We start from the raw sequence: 22,797 nt of genomic DNA, 5'->3' as shown, positions 1-22,797 counted from the left end.
CGGATTTGGGCGACGTCATCCGGCGGCCGGGGCGGCGGGGTCAGACCGCGATGGCGCCCGTGGCGATGGCCCAGACGGCCATGCCGGCCGCGAGCACGACGGCGCCCGCCAGTGCCCATTCGACGGGGGTGAAGATCTCGGCGCCCTGCTCGCGCCGCAGGAGGATAAAGAGGATCGTGCCCGGCGCCAGGATGAGGGACGACAGGAGCGGCACCTTGATGCCGCCGGCATAGATCATGCCCGCGGCGCAGAGGGTGGCGAGCGCGCTCACTGCCACGTCGCGGCGCCGCTCGGTCGCCGCCCCGGCGTAGGTCGCGCCGCTCCAGGCGAGCTTCAGCCCGAAGGCGGCGACGAAGAAATAGGGGATGAGCGCGGTGGAGCTGGTGAGCTCGACGAAGAAGCGGAAGGCGGAGCTCGAGGCCAGCGTCATCAGCAGGAAGAGCTGGATCGACAGGGTGGTGAGCCAGAGGGCCGCGGAGGGTGCCCCGTCGGAATTCTGGGCGGCGAGGAAATGGGGCATGCTGCCCCGCCGCGCCGCGGCGAACAGCACCTCCGCCGCCAGCAGCGACCAGGCGAGGAGCGCGCCGAGGATGGACACCAGAACGCCGATGCTGACGAACAGGCGGCCGGGCGGCCCGACGATGGCCGCCAGCACACCCGCCACCGACGGATTGTGAAGCGCGGCGAGCTCCGCCCTTGGCAGGATGGCGTAGGACAGCACGGTGACGAGGACGAACAGGGTGAGCACGCCGAGGAAGCCGATGACCGTCGCGCGCCCGACGTCCTCCCGGCGGCGGGCGAGCCGCGAATAGACGCTGGCGCCCTCGATGCCGATGAAGACGAACACCACCACCAGCATGGTCCGCTGTACCTGCTCCACCAGCGAAGGGGCGGCGGGTCCCTCGCCGCCGAGGAGGTTGGCGGTGAAGACGTCGGCCCGGGCCGAGGCGAGGACAATGACGAGGAAGACCGCCAAGGGCACGAGCTTCGCCACGGTGACGATGGTGTTGAGCGAGGCGGCTTCCTTCACCCCGCGCAGCAGCATCAGGTGGTAGCTCCACAGAAGGGCCGAGGCGACCACCAGCGCGAGCGGCGTGTTGCCATTGCCGAAAGCCGGCAGGAAGGTGCCGAGCGTCGACATGGCGAGCACGAGCAGCGCGACGATGCCGAGGAAGGCGCTGGCCCAGTAGCTGAGCGCGGCGATGAAGCCCACATAGGCGCCGAAGCCGGCCTGCGCGTAGCCGTAGATGCCGGCGTCGATGTCTGGCCGGCGGCGCGACAGCGTCTGGAACACCAGGGCGAGCATGAGCATGCCCGTGCCGGCGATGGCCCAGGCGATGAGCGCGCCGAGGACGCCGGTTGCCTCGCCGAACGCCTCCGGCAGCGAATAGACACCGCCGCCCACCATGGAGCCCACCACGAGGCCCGAGAGCGCGGCCAGCGACAGGCCGGCGCGGGCGGGGGCCTCGCCGGCATCTCTGGCGCCGGCCGGGGCGAGGGACGTCTGGCTCATGGGCGGGGATGCTCCGGCAGGCGGCGGCGCGCCGCCGGGTCAGTGGGCGAACGGCTGCGCGGGGGCGCCGGCCCAGCGCGAATGGGCCGGGATCGCCTCGCCCTTCATGACGATGGTGAGCACCCCGAGCTCGGCATATGCGCCGACCTTGGTGTCGTAGAGCACGGTGGTGAGCGCGCCGATGGACGCGCCCTTGCCCACCTCGATCTGGCCGATCTTCATCACCCGGTCCTCGAAGAGGTGGGTCTGCAGATTCGAGGTGGCGTTGATGGCGGCATAGTCGCCGATGGTCACGCAGTCGAACTCGGTGATGTCGGTACTGTCCATGAACACGCCCTTGCCGATCTTCGCGCCGAACAGGCGTAGCGCCCAAGGCAGCAGCGGCGTGCCGCGGAAGGCGTCGAGCAGGATCTTGCCGGCCGTGCCCCAGTAGAGCGTCGTCATGGCTTCCGTGCGCAGGGCCCGCCAGGAATAGAGGCCGTGGCTGCCCGGGCGGTAGACGCCCATGGCGAGCCACTTCACCGCCAGCACCACGCCGGCGAGGATGAAGGAGCAGGCGACGCAGGTGGCGACGAAGACCGGCAGGAACTCGCCCCATTCGTCGGCGGCGTCGAGCGCCGGGAACAGCACGTAGTCGGCGGCCACCGTGCCGAGGGTGATGAACATCATGGTCGGCATGGAGGCGGCGAACAGCTCGAACACCGCCCGCAGCACCCGCCGCCACAGCGGGGGACGGAAGGTCTGGGTCACGTCCGCGCTGTCGAAGCGCTGGCGCACCGGCAGGCGGATGGGCGGGCTGCCGAAGCGCGTCTCGCCGGGCAACATGCGCTCGTCCGACGGCGGCTTGGACTTGATGCCGATGAGCGCGCCCTCGGGGATCTCGGCGCCGGGGGGCAGGACGGAGTCGTTGCCGATGAAGGCGCGCGAGGCCACCTTCACTGTCTTCGAGGTCATCCAGCCGCGCCGCACGTCCTCGTCGCCCAGAACGACCTCGTCGGCGATGAAGCAGCGCTCGCCGATCTCGATGGTGTCGTAGCGGCCGGCGAAGTTGGTGGCGATCTCCGTTTCCTTGCCGATCTTCGCGCCCATCAGGCGATACCAGCTGCGCATGTAGACGGTGGAGAACAGCGACGAGAGGCTCTCCAGCATCACCTCGGCCGCCAGCGCCACGGTCCATTTGCGCATGTAGAAGCCGGAGTGGATGGAGCAGGTGCCGGCCGGCGCGCTGGGCAGGACGATCCAGCGGATGGCGGTGACCAGGATGACGGTGCCGAACATCAGCAGCATGGCCGTCGGCCAGGTGAGGATCGGCAGATACCATTGGACGCCGACGAGCTCGCGCAGCTCGTTGTCGTAATGGTCGAACACGTAGAAGGCCGGGAAGATGGGCAGGAGGCTCAGCGCCGGCATCAGGAAGATGAGGAAGCTGTAGTAGAAGGACTGCGCCGCCTTCACCGGCTCGGACGGCTCGGGGGCGAAGGCGGGCCAGGTGGAGGGGTCCACCATGCCCACCTTGCGGGCGGGCGAGCCGTCCCACTTCTCGAAGGCCGGCACGGTCGTCTCGGGCGGCAGAGCGGAGAGATCGCACAGCTCGGCGCCCTCCTTCACCACCGTGTCGTGGCCGAGGGCGCACGACGTGCCGATATAGGCGTCCTTCTCCAGCACCACGCGGCCGATGATGAGCTCGTTGCCGATCACCTCCGCATTGCCGATGCTGGTCTTGGCGCCGATGGTCACGTCGTCGCCAATCTCCATGAGGTCGATGGCGCCCGCGTGCAGGCCGCTGATGGTGACCCTCTTGCCCACCTTGGCGCCGAGCAGGCGCATGGTGGAGGGGGCGAGCGGGGTGCCCTGCATGAGCCCGATGTGGGTGAATTCCACCAGCTGGCGGGCCAGCCACCAGCGGAAGAAATAGACCCCCCACAACGGATAGCGGCCGGGCGTCGCGCGCCACAGCACGAGTCGCTTGCCGACGATGCCGACGAGGGCGATGCCGACGGTCACCAGCATGTAGATGCCCATCAGCTCCACCACTTCGTACCAGTGGATCACCTCGTCCGACGTGATGAGCTCGTACATGACGAAGATGGTGAGCCACGGGCCGGTAAGGGCGAGCAGCAGGAGCGGCATGCAGGCGGTCTGCGCGAGGCCGCACAGGAGGCGGCGCAGCAGCGGCGGCGGGGTGAAGGAGAGGTCGAGCTGGCGGCGCGGGCCGCTGGCCTTCTCGCGCTCGTCGAGCCGGGCGGCGATGGCTCGCAGCGTCCTCAGGCTGTAGAGGTCCTCCAGCGTGATGGCGGGCAGCGCCGGGTTCTCGCGCACGGCGGCGAGGAAGGTGGCGGCGAGCAGCGAGTGGCCGCCGAGATCGGCGAAGAAGTCGGCCTCGAACGGAATGGACTGGCCGGGAAACAGCGGCCGGGCGGCGGCGAGCAGCGCCGCCTCGGTGGCGGTCGCGGGCTCCTCCTGCTCCTCGGCCTCGGCCGGCGCGCTGAGCGGCAGGGCCTTCAGTGCCTTGCGGTCGGCCTTGCCCGAGGTCAGCCGCGGCAGGCTCGCCATCTCCTCGTAGAAGGAGGGGATCATGTAGGGCGGCAGCGTCTCCTTCAGGCCGGCACGGATGGCGCTCCGGTCGAGTGTCGCGCCCGCGTCCAGCACCACATAGGCGACGAGGCGGTCGATGCCGTCGTCCTTGCGCAGCACCACCGTCGCCTGCGCGATGCCGGGAAGGGTGGAGAGGCGCGCCTCGATCTCGCCCAGCTCCAGTCGGAAGCCGCGCAGCTTCACCTGGTCGTCGATGCGGCCGTGGAACAGCAGCTTGTCGTCCTCGGTCAGGCTCACCGCGTCCCCGGAGCGGTAGAGCACCGGGTCGGACGTGCCGCCGAAGGGGTTGGGAATGAACTTCTGCGCCGTCAGTTCCGGCCGCTTGAGATAGCCCCGCGCCACCCCCGGCCCGCCGATGAGCAGCTCGCCCTCGACGCCCGGCCCCAGAAGCTGCATCTGCTCGTCCACCACGTAGCAGGTGTAGTTGGGGATGGGCGCGCCGATGGTGACCGGCCCATCCACCGTCACCTCGTCCACCGTCGCCACGACGGTCGCTTCGGTGGGACCGTAGGAGTTGAACACCTTGCGTCCCGGCCGGCACCAGCGCTGCTTCACCGAGGGCGGGCACGCCTCGCCGCCGAGGATGATGATGCGCAGGGAGGGCACGTCCTGCGGCATCATGGCGAGCAGGGTCGGCACGGTGTCCAGCACCGTGATGCCATGGGTGGCCATGATGGCCGGCAGCTTCTCCACCTCGCCGAGCACGCGGGAGGAGGCGACGAAGAGCGTCGCGCCGACCAGATAGGGAATGAAGATCTCTTCCAGCGACAGGTCGAACGCCACCGACGCGCCCTGGAAGACTACGTCCTCGGTCGTCATGCCGTAGACCGCGTTGGTGGCGCGCAGGCAGTGGCAGATGTTGCGGTGCTCGATGACGATGCCCTTGGGCTTGCCGGTGGAGCCCGAGGTGTAGATGGCATAGGCCGGGTCGGCGGACGTCACTCCGTCCGCCCGCAGGTCGATGGGGGCGCCGTCGCCGCCCTCGGCGACAAGGTCGAGGCAGGCGACGTCCGTCGCCGGAAGGGGGCGGTCGAGCTTGGCCCTCGTCACCGCGTCGACGATGACGAAGCCGGCCTCGCAATCGGACAGGCATTCGCCGATGCGCTCGGGCGGCGCGTCCATGTCGAAGGGAATGTAGGCTGCGCCGCTCTTGATGATGCCGAGCAAGGCGACGTGCAGATCCAGCGAGCGCGACATCCACAGGCCGACGAACTGGCCCGGCCGCACACCCTTTGCCCGCAGGGCGCGGGCGACGCGATCGGCACGGCTGTTCAGCTCGGCATAGGTGACGCGCTCGGAGCCGAAGATGATGGCGGTGCGGTCGGGGACGCGGTGCGCCGTCTCGGTGAAGATCTCCGGCAGCAGCTCGTCGCGGATCAGCGACTCGAACTTCAGGCCAAGGAGCGCCCCCGAACGCGGGGCCGCGGCCGAAATGTTCATGGACCCAACCCCCCGTTGCGCCGAGCCACGGCAGACTCGCCATTACTCGCCACACATGCAGGATGCGATTGATCTCTGCAATATAAAAATGGCGTTCTATTTGAGTTCTAGAAGCGCATGTATTGTTACGTAATCTTTCATCTTGAAAGTTGGGGGACTGGATCTTATTTTCGATCGGCACGCTGCTGCTTTAAGTTTGCGAGCGGACTGTCTCAGGTTGCGGAGATCCTCGCCTGCGGGGGCCGAGTGATCCCGGCCCTGAGGCAGTTCGTTGGCCGCCGAGCGGCGCCCATATGCGGGGCACGCCGGCGCACGCGCAGCAGCTCCATGCGCGGGGATAAAGGATCTGCGGCCCGGCATCGCGCGCAGATCGGCGACCATTTCCCCAGCCAGAGGCCAGGCCGCCCCTCGCAGCGCGCGTCTGGGCCGACCGCCGCTTCCCCCGCCAACCCGTGGCCAAGTAGACCTTACCTTGGGGCAGATTGCATTTTACCCTACTTTGGTAAAATGAGCGGGCCAGGGGATCGCGGCGGCGAGGGTCTAAGGGCGGATGCTGGTCCAGCTGGTCAATCTGGAGCGACGGCCGGATCGCCTCGCTTTCATGCGCCGTCAGCTCGACGATCTGGGGATCGCCTTCCAGCGGCTGGAGGCCATCGACGGGACGGAGGCCGGCGTCGAGCCCGCCACGCCCGGCTTCAGCGGCGCCGAGCGCGCCTGCGCCTTCAGCCATCGCCTTGCCTGGGAGCGGTTCCTCGCGTCCGGCGCGCCCCACTGCCTCGTCCTCGAGGATGACGTGATCCTCTCGCCCCTGTTGCCGGCCTTCCTTGCGGGATTCGCCGGCATTCCCCACGATGGCGACATCCTGCGGCTGGAAACTCAGCTGGTGCGGACCCGCCTGGGGCCGCCGCTGGCGAGCCCGCTCGCCGGCTACGAGGCGCACCGCGTCCATTCCGTCCACACCGGCTGCGGCGCCTACATCCTCACGCGCGCCTTTGCGGCGCGGGCGGTGCGCGATCTTATCCGGTTCGACGCGCCGCTGGACTACGTGCTGTTCGACCCTGACTGGCCGGGCTTCTATCCCAGCCGCTTCTTCCAGCTCCGGCCGGCTCTGTGCATCCAGGCGAACTTGCACGAGCCGACGCGGGACGCCGCCATCGGCGTCTCGAACCTCCAGCCGGCGCGGGAGGTCCGCTTCGCCATCGCCTCCCGCCTCAATCCCAAGCCCAAGCGCACATTCGCCGAGAAATGCGTCAGGGAAGTCGGCCGCTGGGTGCGGCGCATCCGGGCCTTTGCCGGGCGGGCGTGGGATTTTCCAACGCGCCCCAGTTTCTGGTACGACGTGCCGTTTGCCGGCGCGGTGCTGCCCTCGGCCCTGACCATGCTTTCCGGGTCACGGGTGGAGCCGGACGGTGCGGGGCAGGGCCCCGGCGCGCGGGGGCGCGACGCACAGCGTCCATGAAATCCCGCGCGTCCGAGATCGAGAGGGGGACGAGGCCCGGGGTGCGATGCTGACGCTGCTCATCAATCTCGAGAGCCGCCCCGACCGGCTGGCGTTCATGTCGACCCAGCTCGACCGGCTCGCTTTGCCGTTCGAGCGCATCGACGCCGTCGACGGAAGCCGCGCCGACCTCGCGCCCGTCGCCGAAACCCTCACCGCGGTGGAGCAGGCGTGCGCCCTCAGCCACCGCAAGGCCTGGCTGCGCTTTCTCGAAACCGATCACGCCCGCTGCCTGATCCTGGAGGACGACGTCATCCTCGCGCCGGGACTGAAGCCGTTTCTCGACGAGGCCGGCAATTTCCCGGACGACGTCGGTGCGCTGCGGCTGGAAACCCGCTTCATGCGCACGAGGCTCGGGCCTGGCCGCAGATGCCGCACGCGTGGCTTCCGGCTCCACCAGCTTCATTCCACCCATTATGGCGCGGCGGCCTATGTGGTGACGCGCGCCTTCGCCGAAGCGGCCGCGCGGGACCTTGCGGTTTTCACCCAGCCGGTCGACCATGTGCTGTTCGGGGCGGCGGATGCGTGCTTCTATCCCCCCGCCGCCTTCCAGCTCAGGCCCGCATTGTGCGTGCAGGCTGAGCTGGTCGCGGGCGTGAAGGACGCGTCGTTCGCGCGCTCGGACCTGGAGGGTCCGCGCCGCGCCCGGCTCGACCTTCTGGAACAGGCAGTGCCGCAGCGCCGGGTCAAGGTGAAGCGGCCGGTCTCGCAGAAGCTGTGGCGGGAAATCGCGCGCTGGGGACACAAGCTGAAACGGATGAAGGGATTTGCCCATGAGCGTTTCGTCACGCGCCGCGCTTGGCGGGAAATCCCGTTCGCCGGCCCCGGCGTCCCCGCTCCTGCCGCCCCGCTTCCTGTTCCTCGAGGTGAACAAGCGCTGTAACCTCAAGTGCCAGCATTGCGATTTCTGGCAGCGCGACGACGCCGACAAGGCGAACTACATCTCGGTCGCCCGCCGCGCCGAGCTCATCGGCGAGTTCGCGTCGCTCAATGCCGATGGCACGGTGGTGATCTGCGGCGGCGAGCCCATGCTCGACCTTGAGGATTATTTCGCCCTCGCCGGCGCCAGCCGCCGCAACGGCATCAAGGCGGTGTCGGTGGTCAACGGCACGCGCATCCGCGATGCCGCCCTCGCCGAGCGGATGATCCGCGAGGGACCGCACGAGATTTCCATCTCCCTCAACAGCCCGGACCCGGCCCAGCACGACGAGACGCGCGGCGTGAAAGGCGCATTCGACAAGGCGGTGCGCGCCCTGCGGCTGCTGGTGGAGGCCCGCGCGCGGGTCGGCGGCTCGACCCGCATCTATGTGATGGGGCTGGTGTTCGGCAGCAACTACCGCTCCATCGAGGCCTTCTACGACCTGGTGCTGAACGACATCGGCGCCGACAAGCTGAAGCTGAACTTCCTTCAGCCGAGCTTCGGCCAGGCCGGGGAGACGGACCCCTTCTTCGCCGCGCAGGGCGAAGTCGATCCCGACGCGCTCACCGCGATCCTGAAGCGGTGCGATGCGAAATTCGGCCTCGGCTTCAACCCGCTGTGGGTGGAGCAGGTGGGCATGTATTTCCGCTCGCTCAACCGCGTGGGCGACCGGGCGCGGGGCTGGGCCTCGGACGGCGCGACGGAGGCCCATATCTGCAATTCCTACGACCGCAACATTATGGTGAACCACTACGGCATGGCGCGGCTGTGCTTCTCGCCGGCCTTTCCGGGCATGAATTTGGAGCAGCCGGGGGATCTCAGCCGGTTCTGGCGGTCGGCGGAGAAGATCCGCGCCAGCATGCGCGGCTGCAACCAATTCTGCGGCATCAGCCACAGCGTGCGGCGCGAGAGCAGCACGGTCGAGGGCCGCCAGAAGATGCTGGACCATCAGCACAATGCGCTGCCGGTGGCGCCGGCGGACTCCACCTCGCGGCTGGTAGCCGGCCTCCAGGCCATCGCGCGGTTCGGCGGACGCCTGCGGGTGGGCAGCTGAGCCTCGCCACGCGCCTCAGCGGATGAGTTGGTCCACATAGCCGGCGCCGAGGCCGGTGGAGGCATAATAGGCGCGGCATTTGTCGATGCGCGTGAAGACGTCGTCATAGCCGGTGACGTTGCCGTCGGGGTCCACGTAGATCATGGTCCCGTTGACCTGGAAGAGGGTGATCATCTCCTCCACGTCCGGATCCACCACCAGCGTATGGGTCTCGCCCGGCGCCTCGTAGACATAGCCGCCCTCGCGCGCCACCCAGTCGTGCTCCAGATAGCGCCATGAGCCCTTGATGACATAGCCGTGCACCGGCTGGGGATGGCGGTGGCGCGACAGCACGCCGGCGCGGCGCACCTTCAAGACGCTCATCCAATAGCCCGAGGAGGCCGACAGCAGGAGCGGGCGGAACCACACATTCTCCTCGATGGGCACCCACACCCGCTCGTCCTCCGGCACGGCGGAGGCGATCACCAGTTCCGGGTTGGACTCGGCGGGCTGGGGCTTGCGGTAGGGCTGCCAGCGCTCGTCGAGGCTCTGGGGCGCGCGCGGCTCGGCTGTCGTCATGTCTATCCTCCCGTTGGTGGCGCCCCGCGTCGTGGCAGGGCAGCCTTTTGGCTTTGGGCCGCCGCACCCCGGCGATGGGCACCGGATGGGCGGCGCGATCCGGCTGTCGGCATCATAGAGGCGGGGGCGCTTTCGGCGCACCCCGTCCCCCCGCCGGCCGCGCGGTCCAATCCGCGCTCAACGCCCTCTCCCTGTGGGGGAGAGCGGACTCGACAGCCGTCCGAATGCGGTTGCTGGACCGGAGAGCCACGCCGACGCGCGACGCGTGCTTCAGGCATCGGCCAAGGCGCTGCCGAGGCCGCGCCAAAGGATTTGGTCCCGATGGCGGCGATCAGAGCCCCACGCATCATGCGATGGCGTAGCCGCCGTCCACCGCAATGATCGCCCCCGTGACGTAGGCGGCCGCCGGCGACAGCAGGAAGGCGACCACCCCGGCCACGTCCTGCGGCTTGCCCCAGCGCTGCAAGGGAATGCGCGCCATGATGGCGGGCGCCCGCTCGGGATTGTTGAGCGCGCCGGCAGCGAGCCGCGTCTCGATCCAGCCCGGAGCCACCGCATTCACCCGGATGCCCTCGCCGGCGAAGGCCACCGCATGGGAGCGCGTGAGCTGGAGCACCGCACCCTTGCTCGCGGCATAGGCCGGGTTCCGCCCGGAGCCGAAATAGCTCCACATGGAGGCGGTGTTCACCACCGCGCCGCCACCGGCCGCGAGGGCAGGGCGGAACACCAGGGTCATGAGGTTCGATGCATTGAGGTTCACGTCGATGACCTTGGCGAAGCCGTCCGGCGTCAGCTCCTGCTGGTCGTGCAGAATGATGCCGGCGCAATTGACCAGCGCCGCGAGCTTCGGCACCCCGCCGGCCAGGGCCTCCACGCCGGCGCGGTCGGTCACGTCGAGAGGCTGAAACGTCACCTTGGGATCAAGGTCCTCGTCCTTGTCCCGCCCCACCGCGATCACGTCGTAGCCCTCGCCCGCCAGATGCTCGGCGACGGCGCGCCCGATCCCTGTGCCGCCGCCGGTCACGATGGCGGCGCGCTCTTTACTGCCCATGGGTGTCTCCGCACATTTCTTGTCCGGGCGACGGCGCCCTTTTGCCGGCCACTGAAGGGGGCAGGGGCAAGCTGCTCGGCGCCGCGCCCGAAAGGGTCACGGCGCCATTCTCCAGCACATGGCCTCGCTTCGCCATCGCCATGGCGCGGTCTGGCGCGCGGATGGGGGACGCGCGATCCACCGGGCGGGGGCCTGGACAGTGGCAGATTCAAGCGTGGGCGTGACCGCTCCGGACGCGGGAATGTGTCCGCCGTCGCGACGGGGATCGGTTGAATTCGCGGCGGGAGCGCCCTATGCGTCACCCATGGACACCCAGGTCTGCCCCGAAAACCCGTTGAATTCCCAAGCCCCCAGCCGTGCCCTCGCCGGGCGGCCGGCGCCGCGCCCGGCTGCGCCCTTCCTGCCCATGAGCCGCGCCGAGATGGCGGCGCTGGGCTGGGATCAATGCGATATCGTGCTGGTGACGGGCGATGCCTATGTGGACCATCCGAGCTTCGGCATGGCCATCATCGGCCGCCTGCTGGAGGCGCAGGGCTTTCGCGTCGGCATCATCTCCCAGCCCGACTGGCAGTCGGCGGAGCCGTTCAAGGCGCTGGGCAAGCCGCGGCTGTTCTTCGGCGTGACCGGCGGCAACCTCGATTCCATGGTGAACCGCTACACCGCCGACCGCCGCCTGCGCCACGACGATGCCTATACCGCCGGTGGCGAGGGCGGGAAGCGGCCGGACCGCTGCACCATCGTCTATACGCAGCGCTGCCGCGAGGCGTTCAAGGACGTCCCGATCATCCTCGGCGGCATCGAGGCCTCGCTGCGCCGGATCGCCCATTACGATTATTGGTCGGACAAGGTGCGCCGCTCGATCCTCGCGGACGCCAAGGCGGACCTGCTGATCTACGGCAACGCCGAGCGCGCCGTGGTGGAGGTGGCGAACCGCATCGCCGCCGGCGAGGCCCCGCGCGAGATCGATGACGTGCGCGGCGTCGCCTTGTTCCGCCGCGTGCCGGAGCACTACACCGAGCTTCCCGCCGACGACCTCGACGCCTCCGACGAGGGCGCCGCCCGCCACCCCGGCGACGTGGTGATCCGCCTGCCCTCCTGCGAGCAGGTGGAGGTGGACAAGGAGGCCTATGCCCGCGCCTCCCGCGTGCTCCACCGGGAGAGCAACCCCGGCAACGCGCGCCCCCTCGTGCAGCGCCATGGCGATCGCGACCTGTGGCTGAACCCGCCACCCATCCCGCTCACCAGCGAGGAGATGGACGCGGTGTACGACCTGCCCTACGCCCGCGCGCCGCATCCAAGCTACGGCGATGCGAAGATCCCGGCGTGGGACATGATCAAATTCTCGGTCACGATCATGCGCGGCTGCTTCGGCGGCTGCACCTTCTGCTCCATCACCGAGCACGAGGGCCGCATCATCCAGAACCGCTCGGAAGCCTCGATCCTGCGCGAGATCGAGCTGATCCGGGACAAGACGCCCGGCTTCACCGGCGTCATCTCGGACATCGGCGGCCCCACCGCCAACATGTATCGCATGGCCTGCAAGGACCCGAAGATCGAGGCGGCCTGCCGGCGCCCGTCCTGCGTCTTTCCCGGCATCTGCCCCAACCTCAACACTTCCCATGACGATCTCATCCGCCTCTATCGCAAGGTGCGGGAGGTGGAGGGGGTGAAGAAGGTGATGGTGGCCTCCGGCGTGCGCTACGACCTTGCGGTGGAGAGCCCGGAATATGTGAAGGAGCTGGTGACCCACCATGTGGGCGGCTACCTGAAGATCGCGCCCGAGCACACCGAGCGCGGCCCCCTCGACAAGATGATGAAGCCGGGCATCGGCACCTATGACCGCTTCAAGGAGATGTTCGACGCCGCGGTGAAGCAGGCCGGCAAGAAATACTATCTGATCCCGTATTTCATCGCCGCCCATCCGGGCACGACCGACGAGGACATGATGAACCTCGCGCTCTGGCTCAAGAAGAACCGCTATCGCGCCGACCAGGTGCAGACCTTCCTGCCCTCGCCCATGGCCACCGCGACGGCCATGTACCACACCGGCGTCAACCCGCTGCGCGCCGTGCGGCGGGGCGGCAGCGACCGGGTCGCGACCGTCACGGGGCTGCGCCAGCGTCGGCTGCACAAGGCGTTCCTGCGCTACCACGACCCCGACAACTGGCCGCTGCTGCGCGAGGCGCTGAAGGCCATGGGACGGGCCGACCTGATCGGTCCGCGCCCCGACCAGCTTGTGCCGGCCCACCAGCCGCCGGGCACCGGCAAGGCGGCGGGAACGCCCCGCCCCGTGCGGCGCCAGGGACCGGCGCAGCGCTTCACCACCAAGGGTGTCCGCCTGCCCAACCGATGAGGATTGCGCCTAGCCGTCCTGTCCGACCGGCGCCGTCGACGGCGCCGGTGCGCGCTGGAGCACCGCGGCGAAGAAGCCGTCCGTGTCGTGGCGGGCGGGGGTCAGGGACAGGAAGTCGGACGGCGTCACGCCGGCGAGCTGCGGTGCCGCCTCCCCGAGCGGCACTGCGCGGAAGGCGGGGGTGGCGGCAAGGAAGGCCTCTACCTGGGCCTCATTCTCTTCCGCCAGCAGGGAACAGGTGGCGTAGACCAGCCGCCCGCCCGGCTTCACCAGACGCGCCGCGCTGGCGAGGATGCTGGCCTGAAGCGGCAAAATGGCATCGAGGCCGGGGCCTAGCGTGCGCCAGCGCGCATCGGGATTGCGCCGCCAGGTGCCGGTGCCGCTGCACGGCGCATCCACCAGCACCCGGTCGAAGCCGAACTTGTGGCGCTTCACCCAGCGGTCGGTCTCGCTCGCCAGCGGCCGTGTCTCGATATTGTGCAGGCCGGCCCGCCTGAACCGCTCGGCGGCGCGCTTCAGGCGGCCTTCCAGCACGTCGCAGGCGATGACGTGGCCCTTGTTCTGCATCTGCGCCGCGATGGCGAGCGTCTTGCCTCCGGCACCGGCGCAGAAATCCACCACCCGCTCGCCGGGCCGCGCGTCCACCAGCAGGGCGACAAGCTGCGAGCCCTCGTCCTGGATCTCCACCTCGCCGCTCTTCAGCATCGGCAGACCGGCGAGGGCCGGGCGCTCGCGCACGCGGATACCGAAGGGCGCCATGCGGCACGCCTCGGCCTTCAGGCCCAGGTTGCGCAGGGCGTTCAGCACCCGCTCGCGTTCCGCCTTGAGGGGATTGACGCGCAGATCGAGGGGCGGCGGCGTCAGCATGGCCGCCATCTCGCGCCCGAAGGCATCATCGAAGCGTTGGTGCAGAGGCCCGGCCGCCCAGGAGGGGCATTCGAGCCGCACGTCGTCCGGCATGGCCGGATGATCGAGGGTGGAGCCCTGGAGCTTTACCAGCAGGGCGCGTTCATGATCCCTGAGGGGAGCGGGCGCAAACCGGGCGCCGGTGAACAGGGCCTGGATCTGGTCGGGAGTCCTGCGGCCATCGAGGACGAGCCAGGCCAGAAGGCGATTGCGCGGCACGTCCGGCCGCCCGTGCTTCGCCAGCCACCAGCCGAGCCGCGCGTGATGCCGCAGCAGGCCATAGAACTGATCGGAGACATAGCCCCGGTCCCTATCGCTCATGGCGCGGTGGGCGCGGAACCAGGCCGAGACCACCGCATCGGCGGGCCGCGCGACGCTGTCGACTTCGTCGAGGAGTTCGAGAATGGCTTGGATACGGGCGGCGGGAGTCACGGCGCGGGGATCGGGCTATAGGGCGCGGCACCATAATGGACGCCGCCGCCCTTGGCCATCGGGCGCCAGCGCGGCGGGGGATCAGCGCGCCGCGACGGCCGCCGCCGGTCGAGACCCGACCTGGGCGCGCGCTGTGCCGGGCGTCGCCCCGCGTGGTGGGGCCTCCTCCACGGGCGCCGCGTCGCACGGCCGACCGCCGTAGGCGGGATTGAACGGGAACACCTCCACCGGATGGTCCTGGGTGCGTCCTTCCGAGGTCCAGACGGTGAGCTTCTGCACCTTGGCGCCGCGGCTGGCATCGCCGCCTGCTCCGGGCTGGCCGGCGGCGCGTCCGGCGTCCGGCTCCATGTCCGCCGGCGTCGCCACGCAGTCGAACTCCGCAATGACCCCCTTCATGTCTGGGAGCACGGTGATCTTGTTGGCGGGGCGCCCCATGACGGTTGCCACCGTCCCGCGCCACAGACGACCGCCGAGGATGACGAGCTTGCCCGGCCGCCCGGCCTCCAGCTGGAGCTGCGGGTTGCTGGCGAGCCACTGGTCGTCGAGGAATGGCGCCTTGATGAAGTCGAAGCGAAAGCGCTCGGTCACGTCCTCGGTGCGGCGCGGCAGCTGGGCGATGAACTCGCGTGCCATGAGGGTGGGCCGCCCCTTCGCCGCGTCGGATGCGCCCGGTCCCGCGTCCTCCCCCTGGCAGATGAGCTCGGGATCATTGACCATGCCGAAGCCCATGTCGCGCGCCGTCTCCGGCGTCGTCCAGCAGGCCTTGATGGAGAACTTCAGCCGCTTCCACCAGCTCGGCACCGAGATGATGGCGGAGAGGCGGTAGTGGCTCGGCATCCAGCGGCCATCGACGCTCTCCTGCGGGCGCATGACCCAGCCGAAGGTCGCCTGGCGGGTGATGCCGCCCGGGTTGGGCCCGAGCTGGCCGAAGCCGATGACCACGCGGGTCACGCCGATCTCGCGGTCGCGCGCCTCGCTGGAGCCGGCGATGTTGCCGGCCATCAGGCCGCGCCCGAGCCCCGCGTCGCCGGAGGCGGTGCGCACCGCATTGCGGTCCACCACGTTGCCGCCGGTGTGGGGGCTGATCTCGTAAACCGCCACGTTGACGTTGGCTTCCTCCAGCCAGTTGCGCAGCTCGAAGGCCGTCACGCAGTCGAAGAAGATGTTCTTCTCGGCGTCGCTGAAGTGGAAATCCTTGGCCTGTCCGATGAAGCGATAGCGCTCGCGCTTGGCCAGAGCGGCGGCATGGGTGGGGGTGATCCGGTTCTCGATGATGTCGTTGCACGCGGTCATGGTGCGCACCAGTTCGTCGCGCGTCCTGTCCTGCACGTTGGGCAGCGCGACCCGCGCGTCGCAGGACCGATCGAAGCCGTCGGCGCTGCACAGCAGGTCCTCCCTCGGCTTGGTGCGCACCTCGATCCGGCATTCGGTGACGTCGCAGCCCACCTTGTCCACGTCGACGAAATTGGTTACCGCCATCTCGCCGAACATGGTCTGGCCGCCGATGATGCGCTGGTGAATGAAGCGGGCGACGATGTTCTCGATCTTGCCGGCGTGGGCGCGCAGGAAGCGACAGCGGCCGTAGGCGATGAGCTGATCGCGGGTCTGCTTCTCGGGATCGAAGCGCAAGTCTCCGGCCTCGCAGGAGGCCTCCACCTCGTCGAGCAGGGGTATGGACCGGGCGTCGGCCCGAGCCTCGCCCATGGCGGTGATCTCGCGGGACAATTGCGCGATGTCGTCGGGGGCCGGCACCATCCTGGCAAATTCCGCACGCATGGCGCCGAACCAGGCCGGCGGCCCGGCGGCGAAGTCCAGCGCGCCCACTTCGAACAGCGGCCGGTTCGCCGCCTCGATGCGCTTCTTCATCGCCTCCAGGGCCATGATGAGGCGGATCATGGCGCGCTTGGACCCCTTGTCGGAATAAGGCAGCAGGCAGTCGCGCTCGATATCGGCGGACGTGGTGCCGGCGCGCTGGGAATATTCCTGCATGCATTCCGGCCGATAGCTTTTCTCGCTCAGCTTCGGCCATTGCACGGTGTTGATCTTGTGGGCGATGGTCAGCGCATTGGTGAACCCGATCTCCATGCCCGGCGGGTAGGTGAGGTTGGCACTGAAGGATTCGTTGTATTCAACGCCGAGCTGCTTGTAGAGAAGCTCCCGCCGCTGCTTGACCACTTCGGCATGGATCTGCCGGTCAATGGGGGTTTGCCGCGGTTTTGCCGACCAGATCTCGCGGCATGGGTTCTCGATGCTTGCGGTCTCAAGCCGCGCGCAATGGGCGACGATGTTGGCCGAGAGGATGTCGACAAAAGTGTTCATCAACGTCTTGCGCAGAAAGAACTCGAAGAGAATGTCCTCCTTCGGGTCCGTCTTGTTCTCGCTGGATTCCTGATTGTAGAAATTCTCGATCCTGAACCGCACCACCTTCGTCAGGAAATTCTGGATCTCCCGCTGCCACGATTGCAGCAGTTCGAGATTGTCGCGGGTCTCGATGAGCCATTCGGCCTGAGTCTGAGGCGTCTCCGGGCGGGCCTCCTTGGCGTCGCGCGCGTCGCCGCGGGTGGACTGGGCGGTGATGAGGAAGACCGCCGTTCCCGGATAGCGGCGCACGTCGGCCCAGGGCATCACGACGGTGTCGAAATTGAAGCGGTAGAGGGTGTTGCCGTCGAGGTCGTGGCTGTCGTCGAGCTGGGTGTCCATCAGCTCGCTGCGCACTTTGTTGCGATATTCGAGCCGCCGGTCGAGGAGGCTGGTCGGCTCCAGCCGGAGGCGGTCGGCACCCGCCGGTGCGGCATCGACCCGGGCCGTCGCGTCCGGCGCGGGGGCGCTGCTGCCGCCGAGCCCGATCCGGATGGCAGTGTGCGTGTCCTGCGCGCGCGCGGCGGTCTCCATGCGCGCCACAGCGTCGGTTTGGGAGGAGACGTCGAGCTCATGGTTCAGCCAGTTGGCCTGGTCGAACCGGTCGTTGACGAGGCGCTCGCGGGTGTAGACCTGCGGCGCCTCGACGAAGAGCAGGCCACCGCGCGGGCCAGTGCCGGTCAGTTCCTGCCAGTTGGCATAGGCATCGAGCGCCATCTTCGGGAAGGCGATGGCCAAGGCGAGGAGCAGCGCCACGATGGTGGCCACGATGGCAAGGGCCATGGCCAGCATGCGCAGCAGGCCGCCGCGCTCCGGCGGCGCCTCTGCGGCGGGCGTCGGGGCGGTGGCGGGTGTTGCGGCGGGGTCGGCCACGCCGTCGGCGGGGGGGGCATCTCTAGAGGTGAGCATGGGCTTCCAACGCTCCCAGCGTGGCTTCCAGCGTCGTCTTGCGGGTGAGGCGGCAGTAGAGGGTCTCGGTGCCGTCGAGGCGGCCGAGCTCGAAATATTTGTTGGCCGGGGCGCCGCCGCCGCAAACGTCGAAATAGGCGCAGCTGCGCCGGCAGGCGGCGACGCCTTCTTCGATGGCGCGGGCCGCGCGCTGCAGGGCGGGATGGCGGAGCATGTCGTCGAGGTCGGCGGCGTTGACGTTGCCGAAGGCGAAATCTTCGAACTCCGGTGCCGCGACCCCCAGCAGCTCGGGCGAGAAAGTGGAAAGCGTGCCGTCCACCGCCACCGAGACGATCTCCAGCGCATTCACCTGCGGATTGAAGCTGCGCGCGGCGGGCGGGGCGTGAAGGAGGGAGCGCACGCCGTCGATCTCCCGACAGGCGAAGGGCACCTCGGCGGACGCCATGCGCGCGGCGACGCGGGCGAGGAAAGCGCCGTACAGCGCCTCCATGCCGCCCTCCCGCAGGCTGGAGCGCTGGTGCCCGCCTTCCTCTTCCTCCACGTTGAAGCAGAGGTCGGTGAGGCCGTTGTCGAGGAAGAAGTCGATCAGGCGGTCGGGGTCTTCGAGGCTTCGCGCCCCAAGCACGCAGATGACGTGGAAGGGATGGCCGGCCGCCTGGAGCCGCGCGATGCCCCGCATGGCGAGATCGAAGCTGCCGCGGCCGCGGCGGGTGCGGCGCCGCGCGTCGTGGAGGTCGGCGGGTCCGTCGAGGCTGACGCCGATGCGCACGTTCCACCGGCGCCACAGGTCGATCCAGTCGTCGTCGACGCCGATGGCATTGGTCTGGAAGCAATGGTCGATGGCACGGCCGGCCGCGCCGGCGGCGAGGCGGGAGAATGCGGCCTCATACCAGGCGGGCGGCAGGGTCATGGGCTCGCCGCCGTGCCAGACCACCGAGAGGCGCGGCGCGGCGCGCGGGCTGGAGATGATGTTGCGGGCGATGGCGTCGAGGGTCTCGATGCCCATGGCGCCGCGCCGGTCGCGGTGTGGCAGGTAGCAATAGCTGCAATCGAGATTGCAGAAGGCCGTGGGCTGGAGCACCAGCAGGGCGAGGCGTCCGGCGGGCATGGCGTCACCAATTCCGCCAGTTGCCCCAGCCGTTCCGCCAATTGCCCCAATTGTACCATTGCGTGAGGCGGTTGGCGGGGGCGGACTGGACGTCGTTGGGCGTGGTGCTTTGGGACGGGTCCTGCGCGAGGGACGCGGCGAGGGCGTCCATGCGCCGCGCGAGGTCTGCGCGGCGCCGCAGGATGTCATCCGGCGTCCCGTCATGGGGACGGGCAACGGCGCCACCGCCCGAGGAGGCCAGCGCCAGGAGAGCCGAGACGAACGTCATGAGGCATCTGTTCATCTTTATACCCCGCCGGTTCTGGAGCGGCATCGTCAGACAAGGGGCAAATCGACTGGGCCGCCGAAACATTGAAATTGGCGGCCGGACTGAAATGATCGCGCAATGGGTGCGCAATAAAAGCCGCTCCGTGGCGCGCCGCTCCGCGGGCCACGACTGATCTGCGCCAGGAACGTGGGGCGAAATCTGCGTGCAGGATCAGATTAGGGCGCGCGCCGCCAAGACTTCATCCTCCAAATTGGGGATGGGACGCGGGGGGCGCCGCCGGGTGGGCGTGGCGCTGTGCCGGTGAAGTCGAAGGCGCAAAAAAAGGCCGGGCGCTGCGTTGCGCCCGGCCTGTCCCGGCGGTTGCCGGTGCCGCTTTGATCGTCAGGTGAGGACGGTCACTCGTTGATGGAGGCGCCGGAGGCCTTCACCACCGGTCCCCACTTGGCGAGCTCAGCCTTCACATGGGCGTCGAGCTCGGCCGGGGTGGACCCCACGGAGACCGCCGAGAGGTCGGCGAGGCGCGCCTTCACCGCGGGATCGCCCACCGCCTCGGCGCCGGCCTTGGCGAGAATGTCGATATAGGCCTGCGGCGTGCCGGCGGGCGCGAAGATGGCGTTCCAGCTGTAGGTCTCGTAGCCCGGCAGGCCGGATTCCGAGACGGTCGGAATGTCCGGGGCGGCCGGCGAGCGCTCCTTGGTGGTGACGGCGAGGCCGATGACGCCGCCCTTGCGGATCTGGCCGATGGAGGAGGGCAGGTTGTCGAACATGATCTTCACCTGGCCCGCCACCACGTCGAGCAGCGCGGGGCCGGCGCCCTTGTAGGGCACATGCACCATCTTGGTGCCGGACATGCTCTCGAACAGCGCGCCGGACAGATGCAGCGGCGTGCCGATGCCGGACGAGGCGTAGTCATACTTGTCCGGATTGGCCTTGAGCAGGTCGATGAGCTCCTTCACCGACTTCACGTTGAGCGAGGGGTGCACGACCACTACGTTGGGCACGTTCACCAGCAGCGAGACCGGGGCGAAGTCCTTCACCGGGTCGTAGGGCATCTTGGTGTAGAGCGCCGGGTTGATGGCGTGCGTGGCCACCGTGCCCATGAGCACCGTGTAGCCGTCCGGCGCTGAGCGGGCGACCGCCGCCGCCCCGGCATTGCCGCCGGCGCCGGCGCGGTTCTCCACCACCACCTGCTGCTTCAGGATCTCGCTCATCTTCGCCGCGATGATGCGGGCGACGATGTCGGTCGAGCCGCCGGCCGCGAACGGCACCACGAGCCGGATGGGACGGTCGGGATAATTTGGCTGGACGGGCTGCTGCGCCGCGGCGGGGCCGGTCGCGACCGCGAGGCCGACGCCGAGCGCGAGGATCGAAGCAAAACGTTTCAAGTGGGCGAGTCTCATGGGTGCGTTCCTCCGCATCCCTTATAGACCGCCGATGGACTTACCTTAAGTCCCCCTGACGACGAAGGCAGACCGCCCCCGGCGCCTGCCGTCAGCGCGGCTTCAGGAGCGACAGGAGGAAGTTCTCTTCCTTCTTGGGGCCATTCTTCAGCTCGGCCACCACGATCATCTTCTTCACCTCGCCCCGCTTGAAGGCGGCGAGGAAGCGGTCGTAGTCCTTGATGGAGACGCAGCCGTTGGAATCGCCGCGCGGTCCGAGCAGGTAGGGATGGGCGAGGATGCCGGCGCGGCCGTACATCTTGCCGGTGCCGACGGGATTGAGACGTACCGCCTCGGTGCCGTGGAACAGCGCCTCGCGCATGGTCAGCGAATAGGTGTTGGGCGGGGTGGGTCCCACCATGCGCTTGGAGACGAAGCGTACGTCGTCGAACGTGTCGCCGTAGCCGGAATGGGCTTCCAGCCGGTCGCCGTTCGGCATGTACACGACCTTCGCCTTGATGTCGTAGATGGCGTAGCCGCTATCGGCGGTGGGCAGCGGCGGCTCGTCCTCGGAGAGCTGGGTGTCGGTGCCGGGGACCTGGCTGCCGGGGACGGCGGAGGGCGCGTCGGAAAGCGGCGCCGATGCGTCGGGCATGGAGGCATAGGCAAGGCGCTGGTCGGGCATGGAGGGCTTGCGCAGCGGCAGGGGCACGGCGCCCGCGTCGAGCTGCTGCAACGCCTGGATGCCGTTGCCGGCGGCCATCTGATTGCGGTTGAGCGGATTGGCTAGCGGCATGGGCACCACGCGCCCGGTGAGCCGCGCGGAGGTCTCCTGGCCCGGCGTGAGGGCGAAGGCGCGCCCGTCCATGCCATAGCTGGTGAGGTAGATGCTTTCCGAATCGACCGCGAGCGAACCGGAAGAAATGACGAGCGAAACCTCGGTCACCGTGGTGCCGGCGGCGGCCATGGCCATGCCCCGGGGCCGTTCGGGCGCCTTGGTCTCGGCGACATTTGGAGTGCCGACACCGAAGGCGAACGAGCCCTGGGTGAACCAGACCGCGCCGGCCGCCACCAGCAGGCCGGCGAAGATGCCGCTGCCGATGCCAACCAGGGTGCTCCGACGCGATTGGGCGCGGGGCCGACCCTCCGGGCCGAGCGGATCGTGGAACAATTCCTCCTCGTCGTCGTCATGCAAGGGAGCTGTCCAGTGCCAGTCCGCCTTGTCATGCCAATCCGAGTCGTCTTGCCAGTCCGCCTCGTCGTGCCTGTTCGAATGCCTCATGGTCCCTGCTATCAGCGCTGCCGGACGGGTCCGGCTCCGTTCGCCCATTGCAGGGCCTGTGGGGGTTCGCATCGCCAAAGCCTCGCCCGGATGGACCCTTGAGTCCTCCGATTCGCCGGCTTCGCGCTGCGTTGTGCGGTTTCCCGCACGCTCCCGCCAGCCCCGCAAACCTGCCGAAGTTCGGTAACTTTTCCCTTTACGCCCTTTGCTAGACCAGATCACGACGGCGAGAACATGGCCGACCGCACGGGAAGTTTACCGACCGGTCGCCGCATTGGCGAGGGGGACATCTGTCGCATCGGAAGATTGCCGGAAGCTGTTGCATCTTTCACGCGCTCGCCTCCGAAACAATGTCGTTCAGCACCGGCGCGACGCCGGCGCGGAAGGCACGCACCGCGTCGCGGACGATGGGGTCGAGGTTTTCCGGCGTCACGGTGCCGTACACGTAGCGGCGGATGGCGAGGTAGAAGATTCGCCCGTGAAGCCCCCAGAACAGCTCCGCTTCCCGTTCGCTGACGGCGACCTGGGCGGGCGGGGGGAGCTTGAGCTCGGCCCTTAGCTCGGCGCAGGCGGGCAGGATGATCTGGTCGCGCACGATGGTCAGGTAGCGGCTTGTGATATCGAACGATTTCAGGCCGGAGAAGGCGAAGATTCGGACCCAGTGGTAGTCGAACACCCGGTCCACATATTCGAGATAGAACTGGGTCAGCCGCTCCTCCAGCGGCCGGGACCGGTCGGTGATCAGTTCGGCCCAGTCCGCCTTCCAGCGGCTGAGATAGACGTGCTCGTACACCCGCTCGATGAGCGCTTCCTTCGATGGCATGTAGCGGTAGATGGCGGAATGGGTGATGCCCATGCGCTTCGCCAGCTCGCGCGTCTGTCCCTCGAACCCGTGCTCGGCGAAGAAGCGCACCGCCTCCTCGATGATGGCCTGCTCGCGGTCGGCGGCGCGCATGTGGCGCCGTGGCGGCCGTTCTTTCGGGGCGCCGTGGATGTCGTCGGGCAAGGGCGTCACGGCCTCTTTTCGCTGCGGCAGGCGCGCTCGGGCGCGCGGTCTCTCGGCCTGCGATAGCGCAACCGCCGCGCGCCACCAAGGGGACGCCAGCAATTCGCCACCCGCGGTTCCGAGCTGCGCCCCATCCTTCTGATCGACTGAAAGACAAGCCGGCAGAAC

15 protein-coding genes are annotated in these 22,797 nt (G+C 68.8%); 4 read left to right on the top strand and 11 right to left on the bottom strand.

Going from position 1 to position 22,797, the window contains the following annotated elements:
• Nucleotides 1–40: 40 nt before the first annotated feature.
• The gene (locus ABLE93_RS09235) at nucleotides 41–1,513 is read right to left on the bottom strand and encodes a basic amino acid/polyamine antiporter (protein ID WP_348839501.1); all 1,473 of its coding nucleotides are present in this window, start codon (nucleotides 1,511–1,513) and stop codon (nucleotides 41–43) included.
• 39 nt (nucleotides 1,514–1,552) lie between these two features.
• Nucleotides 1,553–5,548 carry a Pls/PosA family non-ribosomal peptide synthetase gene (locus ABLE93_RS09230; RefSeq protein ID WP_348839500.1) on the bottom strand — a complete coding sequence of 1,332 codons (3,996 nt, stop codon included), beginning with the start codon at nucleotides 5,546–5,548 and terminating at the stop codon, nucleotides 1,553–1,555.
• A 550-nt stretch (nucleotides 5,549–6,098) separates the two neighbouring features.
• Between ABLE93_RS09230 and ABLE93_RS09225 the strand changes: the two genes are divergently transcribed.
• From ABLE93_RS09225 to ABLE93_RS09215, 3 genes are read left to right on the top strand one after another with little or no spacing between them, the layout of a single operon-like run.
• Nucleotides 6,099–7,007 carry a glycosyltransferase family 25 protein gene (locus ABLE93_RS09225; protein WP_348839499.1) on the top strand — a complete coding sequence of 303 codons (909 nt, stop codon included), beginning with the start codon at nucleotides 6,099–6,101 and terminating at the stop codon, nucleotides 7,005–7,007.
• A 46-nt stretch (nucleotides 7,008–7,053) separates the two neighbouring features.
• Nucleotides 7,054–7,929 (top strand): glycosyltransferase family 25 protein, encoded by an 876-nt coding sequence (locus ABLE93_RS09220; protein ID WP_348839498.1) that lies wholly within the window; start codon nucleotides 7,054–7,056, stop codon nucleotides 7,927–7,929.
• Complete coding sequence (locus ABLE93_RS09215; protein WP_348839497.1) at nucleotides 7,820–9,019, top strand: radical SAM protein; 1,200 nt, start codon at nucleotides 7,820–7,822, stop codon at nucleotides 9,017–9,019. The genes ABLE93_RS09220 and ABLE93_RS09215 overlap by 110 nt, the downstream gene beginning before the upstream one ends.
• 15 nt (nucleotides 9,020–9,034) lie before the next feature.
• Here the strand turns inward: ABLE93_RS09215 and ABLE93_RS09210 are convergent, their stop codons facing one another.
• The gene (locus tag ABLE93_RS09210) at nucleotides 9,035–9,577 is read right to left on the bottom strand and encodes a 2,4'-dihydroxyacetophenone dioxygenase family protein (RefSeq protein WP_348839496.1); all 543 of its coding nucleotides are present in this window, start codon (nucleotides 9,575–9,577) and stop codon (nucleotides 9,035–9,037) included.
• Between the two features lie 346 nt (nucleotides 9,578–9,923).
• The gene (locus tag ABLE93_RS09205) at nucleotides 9,924–10,628 is read right to left on the bottom strand and encodes an SDR family NAD(P)-dependent oxidoreductase (RefSeq protein ID WP_348839495.1); all 705 of its coding nucleotides are present in this window, start codon (nucleotides 10,626–10,628) and stop codon (nucleotides 9,924–9,926) included.
• 304 nt (nucleotides 10,629–10,932) lie between these two features.
• Between ABLE93_RS09205 and ABLE93_RS09200 the strand changes: the two genes are divergently transcribed.
• A complete protein-coding gene (locus ABLE93_RS09200; RefSeq protein ID WP_348839494.1) occupies nucleotides 10,933–12,981 on the top strand; it encodes a YgiQ family radical SAM protein in 2,049 nt (682 codons plus the stop codon).
• 9 nt (nucleotides 12,982–12,990) lie between these two features.
• Here ABLE93_RS09200 and ABLE93_RS09195 read toward each other — a convergent pair whose 3' ends face one another.
• The 7 genes from ABLE93_RS09195 to ABLE93_RS09165 all read right to left on the bottom strand — a co-directional run bounded on the left by ABLE93_RS09195 (nucleotide 12,991) and on the right by ABLE93_RS09165 (nucleotide 22,578).
• The gene (locus tag ABLE93_RS09195) at nucleotides 12,991–14,319 is read right to left on the bottom strand and encodes an RsmB/NOP family class I SAM-dependent RNA methyltransferase (protein WP_348839493.1); all 1,329 of its coding nucleotides are present in this window, start codon (nucleotides 14,317–14,319) and stop codon (nucleotides 12,991–12,993) included.
• 81 nt (nucleotides 14,320–14,400) lie between these two features.
• A complete protein-coding gene (locus ABLE93_RS09190; protein ID WP_348839492.1) occupies nucleotides 14,401–17,586 on the bottom strand; it encodes a hypothetical protein in 3,186 nt (1,061 codons plus the stop codon).
• The gene (grrM, locus tag ABLE93_RS09185; RefSeq protein ID WP_348839491.1) at nucleotides 17,573–18,694 is read right to left on the bottom strand and encodes a cyclophane-forming radical SAM/SPASM peptide maturase GrrM/OscB; all 1,122 of its coding nucleotides are present in this window, start codon (nucleotides 18,692–18,694) and stop codon (nucleotides 17,573–17,575) included. Before grrM ends, ABLE93_RS09190 begins: the two co-directional genes overlap by 14 nt.
• 4 nt (nucleotides 18,695–18,698) lie before the next feature.
• Nucleotides 18,699–18,962: a hypothetical protein gene (locus tag ABLE93_RS09180; RefSeq protein ID WP_348839490.1), complete on the bottom strand. Its 264-nt coding sequence runs from the start codon at nucleotides 18,960–18,962 to the stop codon at nucleotides 18,699–18,701.
• A gap of 395 nt (nucleotides 18,963–19,357) precedes the next feature.
• On the bottom strand, nucleotides 19,358–20,362 hold the full coding sequence (locus ABLE93_RS09175) for a Bug family tripartite tricarboxylate transporter substrate binding protein (protein WP_348839489.1): 1,005 nt from the start codon (nucleotides 20,360–20,362) through the stop codon (nucleotides 19,358–19,360).
• Nucleotides 20,363–20,453: 91 nt separating this feature from the next.
• Entirely contained in the window at nucleotides 20,454–21,536 is a 1,083-nt protein-coding gene (locus tag ABLE93_RS09170) for a DUF2778 domain-containing protein (protein WP_348839488.1), read from the bottom strand.
• A gap of 415 nt (nucleotides 21,537–21,951) precedes the next feature.
• Nucleotides 21,952–22,578, bottom strand: coding sequence for a TetR/AcrR family transcriptional regulator (locus ABLE93_RS09165; protein WP_348839792.1), 627 nt, complete (start codon nucleotides 22,576–22,578; stop codon nucleotides 21,952–21,954).
• Nucleotides 22,579–22,797 lie beyond the last annotated feature (219 nt).

The organism is Xanthobacter pollutisoli (assembly GCF_040044995.1).
Taxonomy (GTDB): Bacteria; Pseudomonadota; Alphaproteobacteria; order Rhizobiales; family Xanthobacteraceae; genus Xanthobacter.
Note: the sequence above shows the minus strand (reverse complement) of the source record. Positions and strands in the feature narration are given on the sequence as shown.

Bases quoted from the DNA above. Each gene is read 5' to 3' on its own strand.
- ABLE93_RS09210 (WP_348839496.1), bottom strand. From the start codon at position 9,577: ATGACGACAGCCGAGCCGCGCGCGCCCCAGAGCCTCGACGAGCGCTGG.
- ABLE93_RS09220 (WP_348839498.1), top strand. From the start codon at position 7,054: ATGCTGACGCTGCTCATCAATCTCGAGAGCCGCCCCGACCGGCTGGCG.
- ABLE93_RS09205 (WP_348839495.1), bottom strand. From the start codon at position 10,628: ATGGGCAGTAAAGAGCGCGCCGCCATCGTGACCGGCGGCGGCACAGGG.
- ABLE93_RS09230 (WP_348839500.1), bottom strand. From the start codon at position 5,548: ATGAACATTTCGGCCGCGGCCCCGCGTTCGGGGGCGCTCCTTGGCCTG.
- ABLE93_RS09235 (WP_348839501.1), bottom strand. From the start codon at position 1,513: ATGAGCCAGACGTCCCTCGCCCCGGCCGGCGCCAGAGATGCCGGCGAG.
- ABLE93_RS09225 (WP_348839499.1), top strand. From the start codon at position 6,099: ATGCTGGTCCAGCTGGTCAATCTGGAGCGACGGCCGGATCGCCTCGCT.
- ABLE93_RS09180 (WP_348839490.1), bottom strand. From the start codon at position 18,962: ATGACGTTCGTCTCGGCTCTCCTGGCGCTGGCCTCCTCGGGCGGTGGC.
- ABLE93_RS09215 (WP_348839497.1), top strand. From the start codon at position 7,820: ATGAGCGTTTCGTCACGCGCCGCGCTTGGCGGGAAATCCCGTTCGCCG.
- ABLE93_RS09175 (WP_348839489.1), bottom strand. From the start codon at position 20,362: ATGAGACTCGCCCACTTGAAACGTTTTGCTTCGATCCTCGCGCTCGGC.
- ABLE93_RS09165 (WP_348839792.1), bottom strand. From the start codon at position 22,578: ATGCGCGCCGCCGACCGCGAGCAGGCCATCATCGAGGAGGCGGTGCGC.
- ABLE93_RS09190 (WP_348839492.1), bottom strand. From the start codon at position 17,586: ATGCTCACCTCTAGAGATGCCCCCCCCGCCGACGGCGTGGCCGACCCC.
- grrM (WP_348839491.1), bottom strand. From the start codon at position 18,694: ATGCCCGCCGGACGCCTCGCCCTGCTGGTGCTCCAGCCCACGGCCTTC.
- ABLE93_RS09200 (WP_348839494.1), top strand. From the start codon at position 10,933: ATGGACACCCAGGTCTGCCCCGAAAACCCGTTGAATTCCCAAGCCCCC.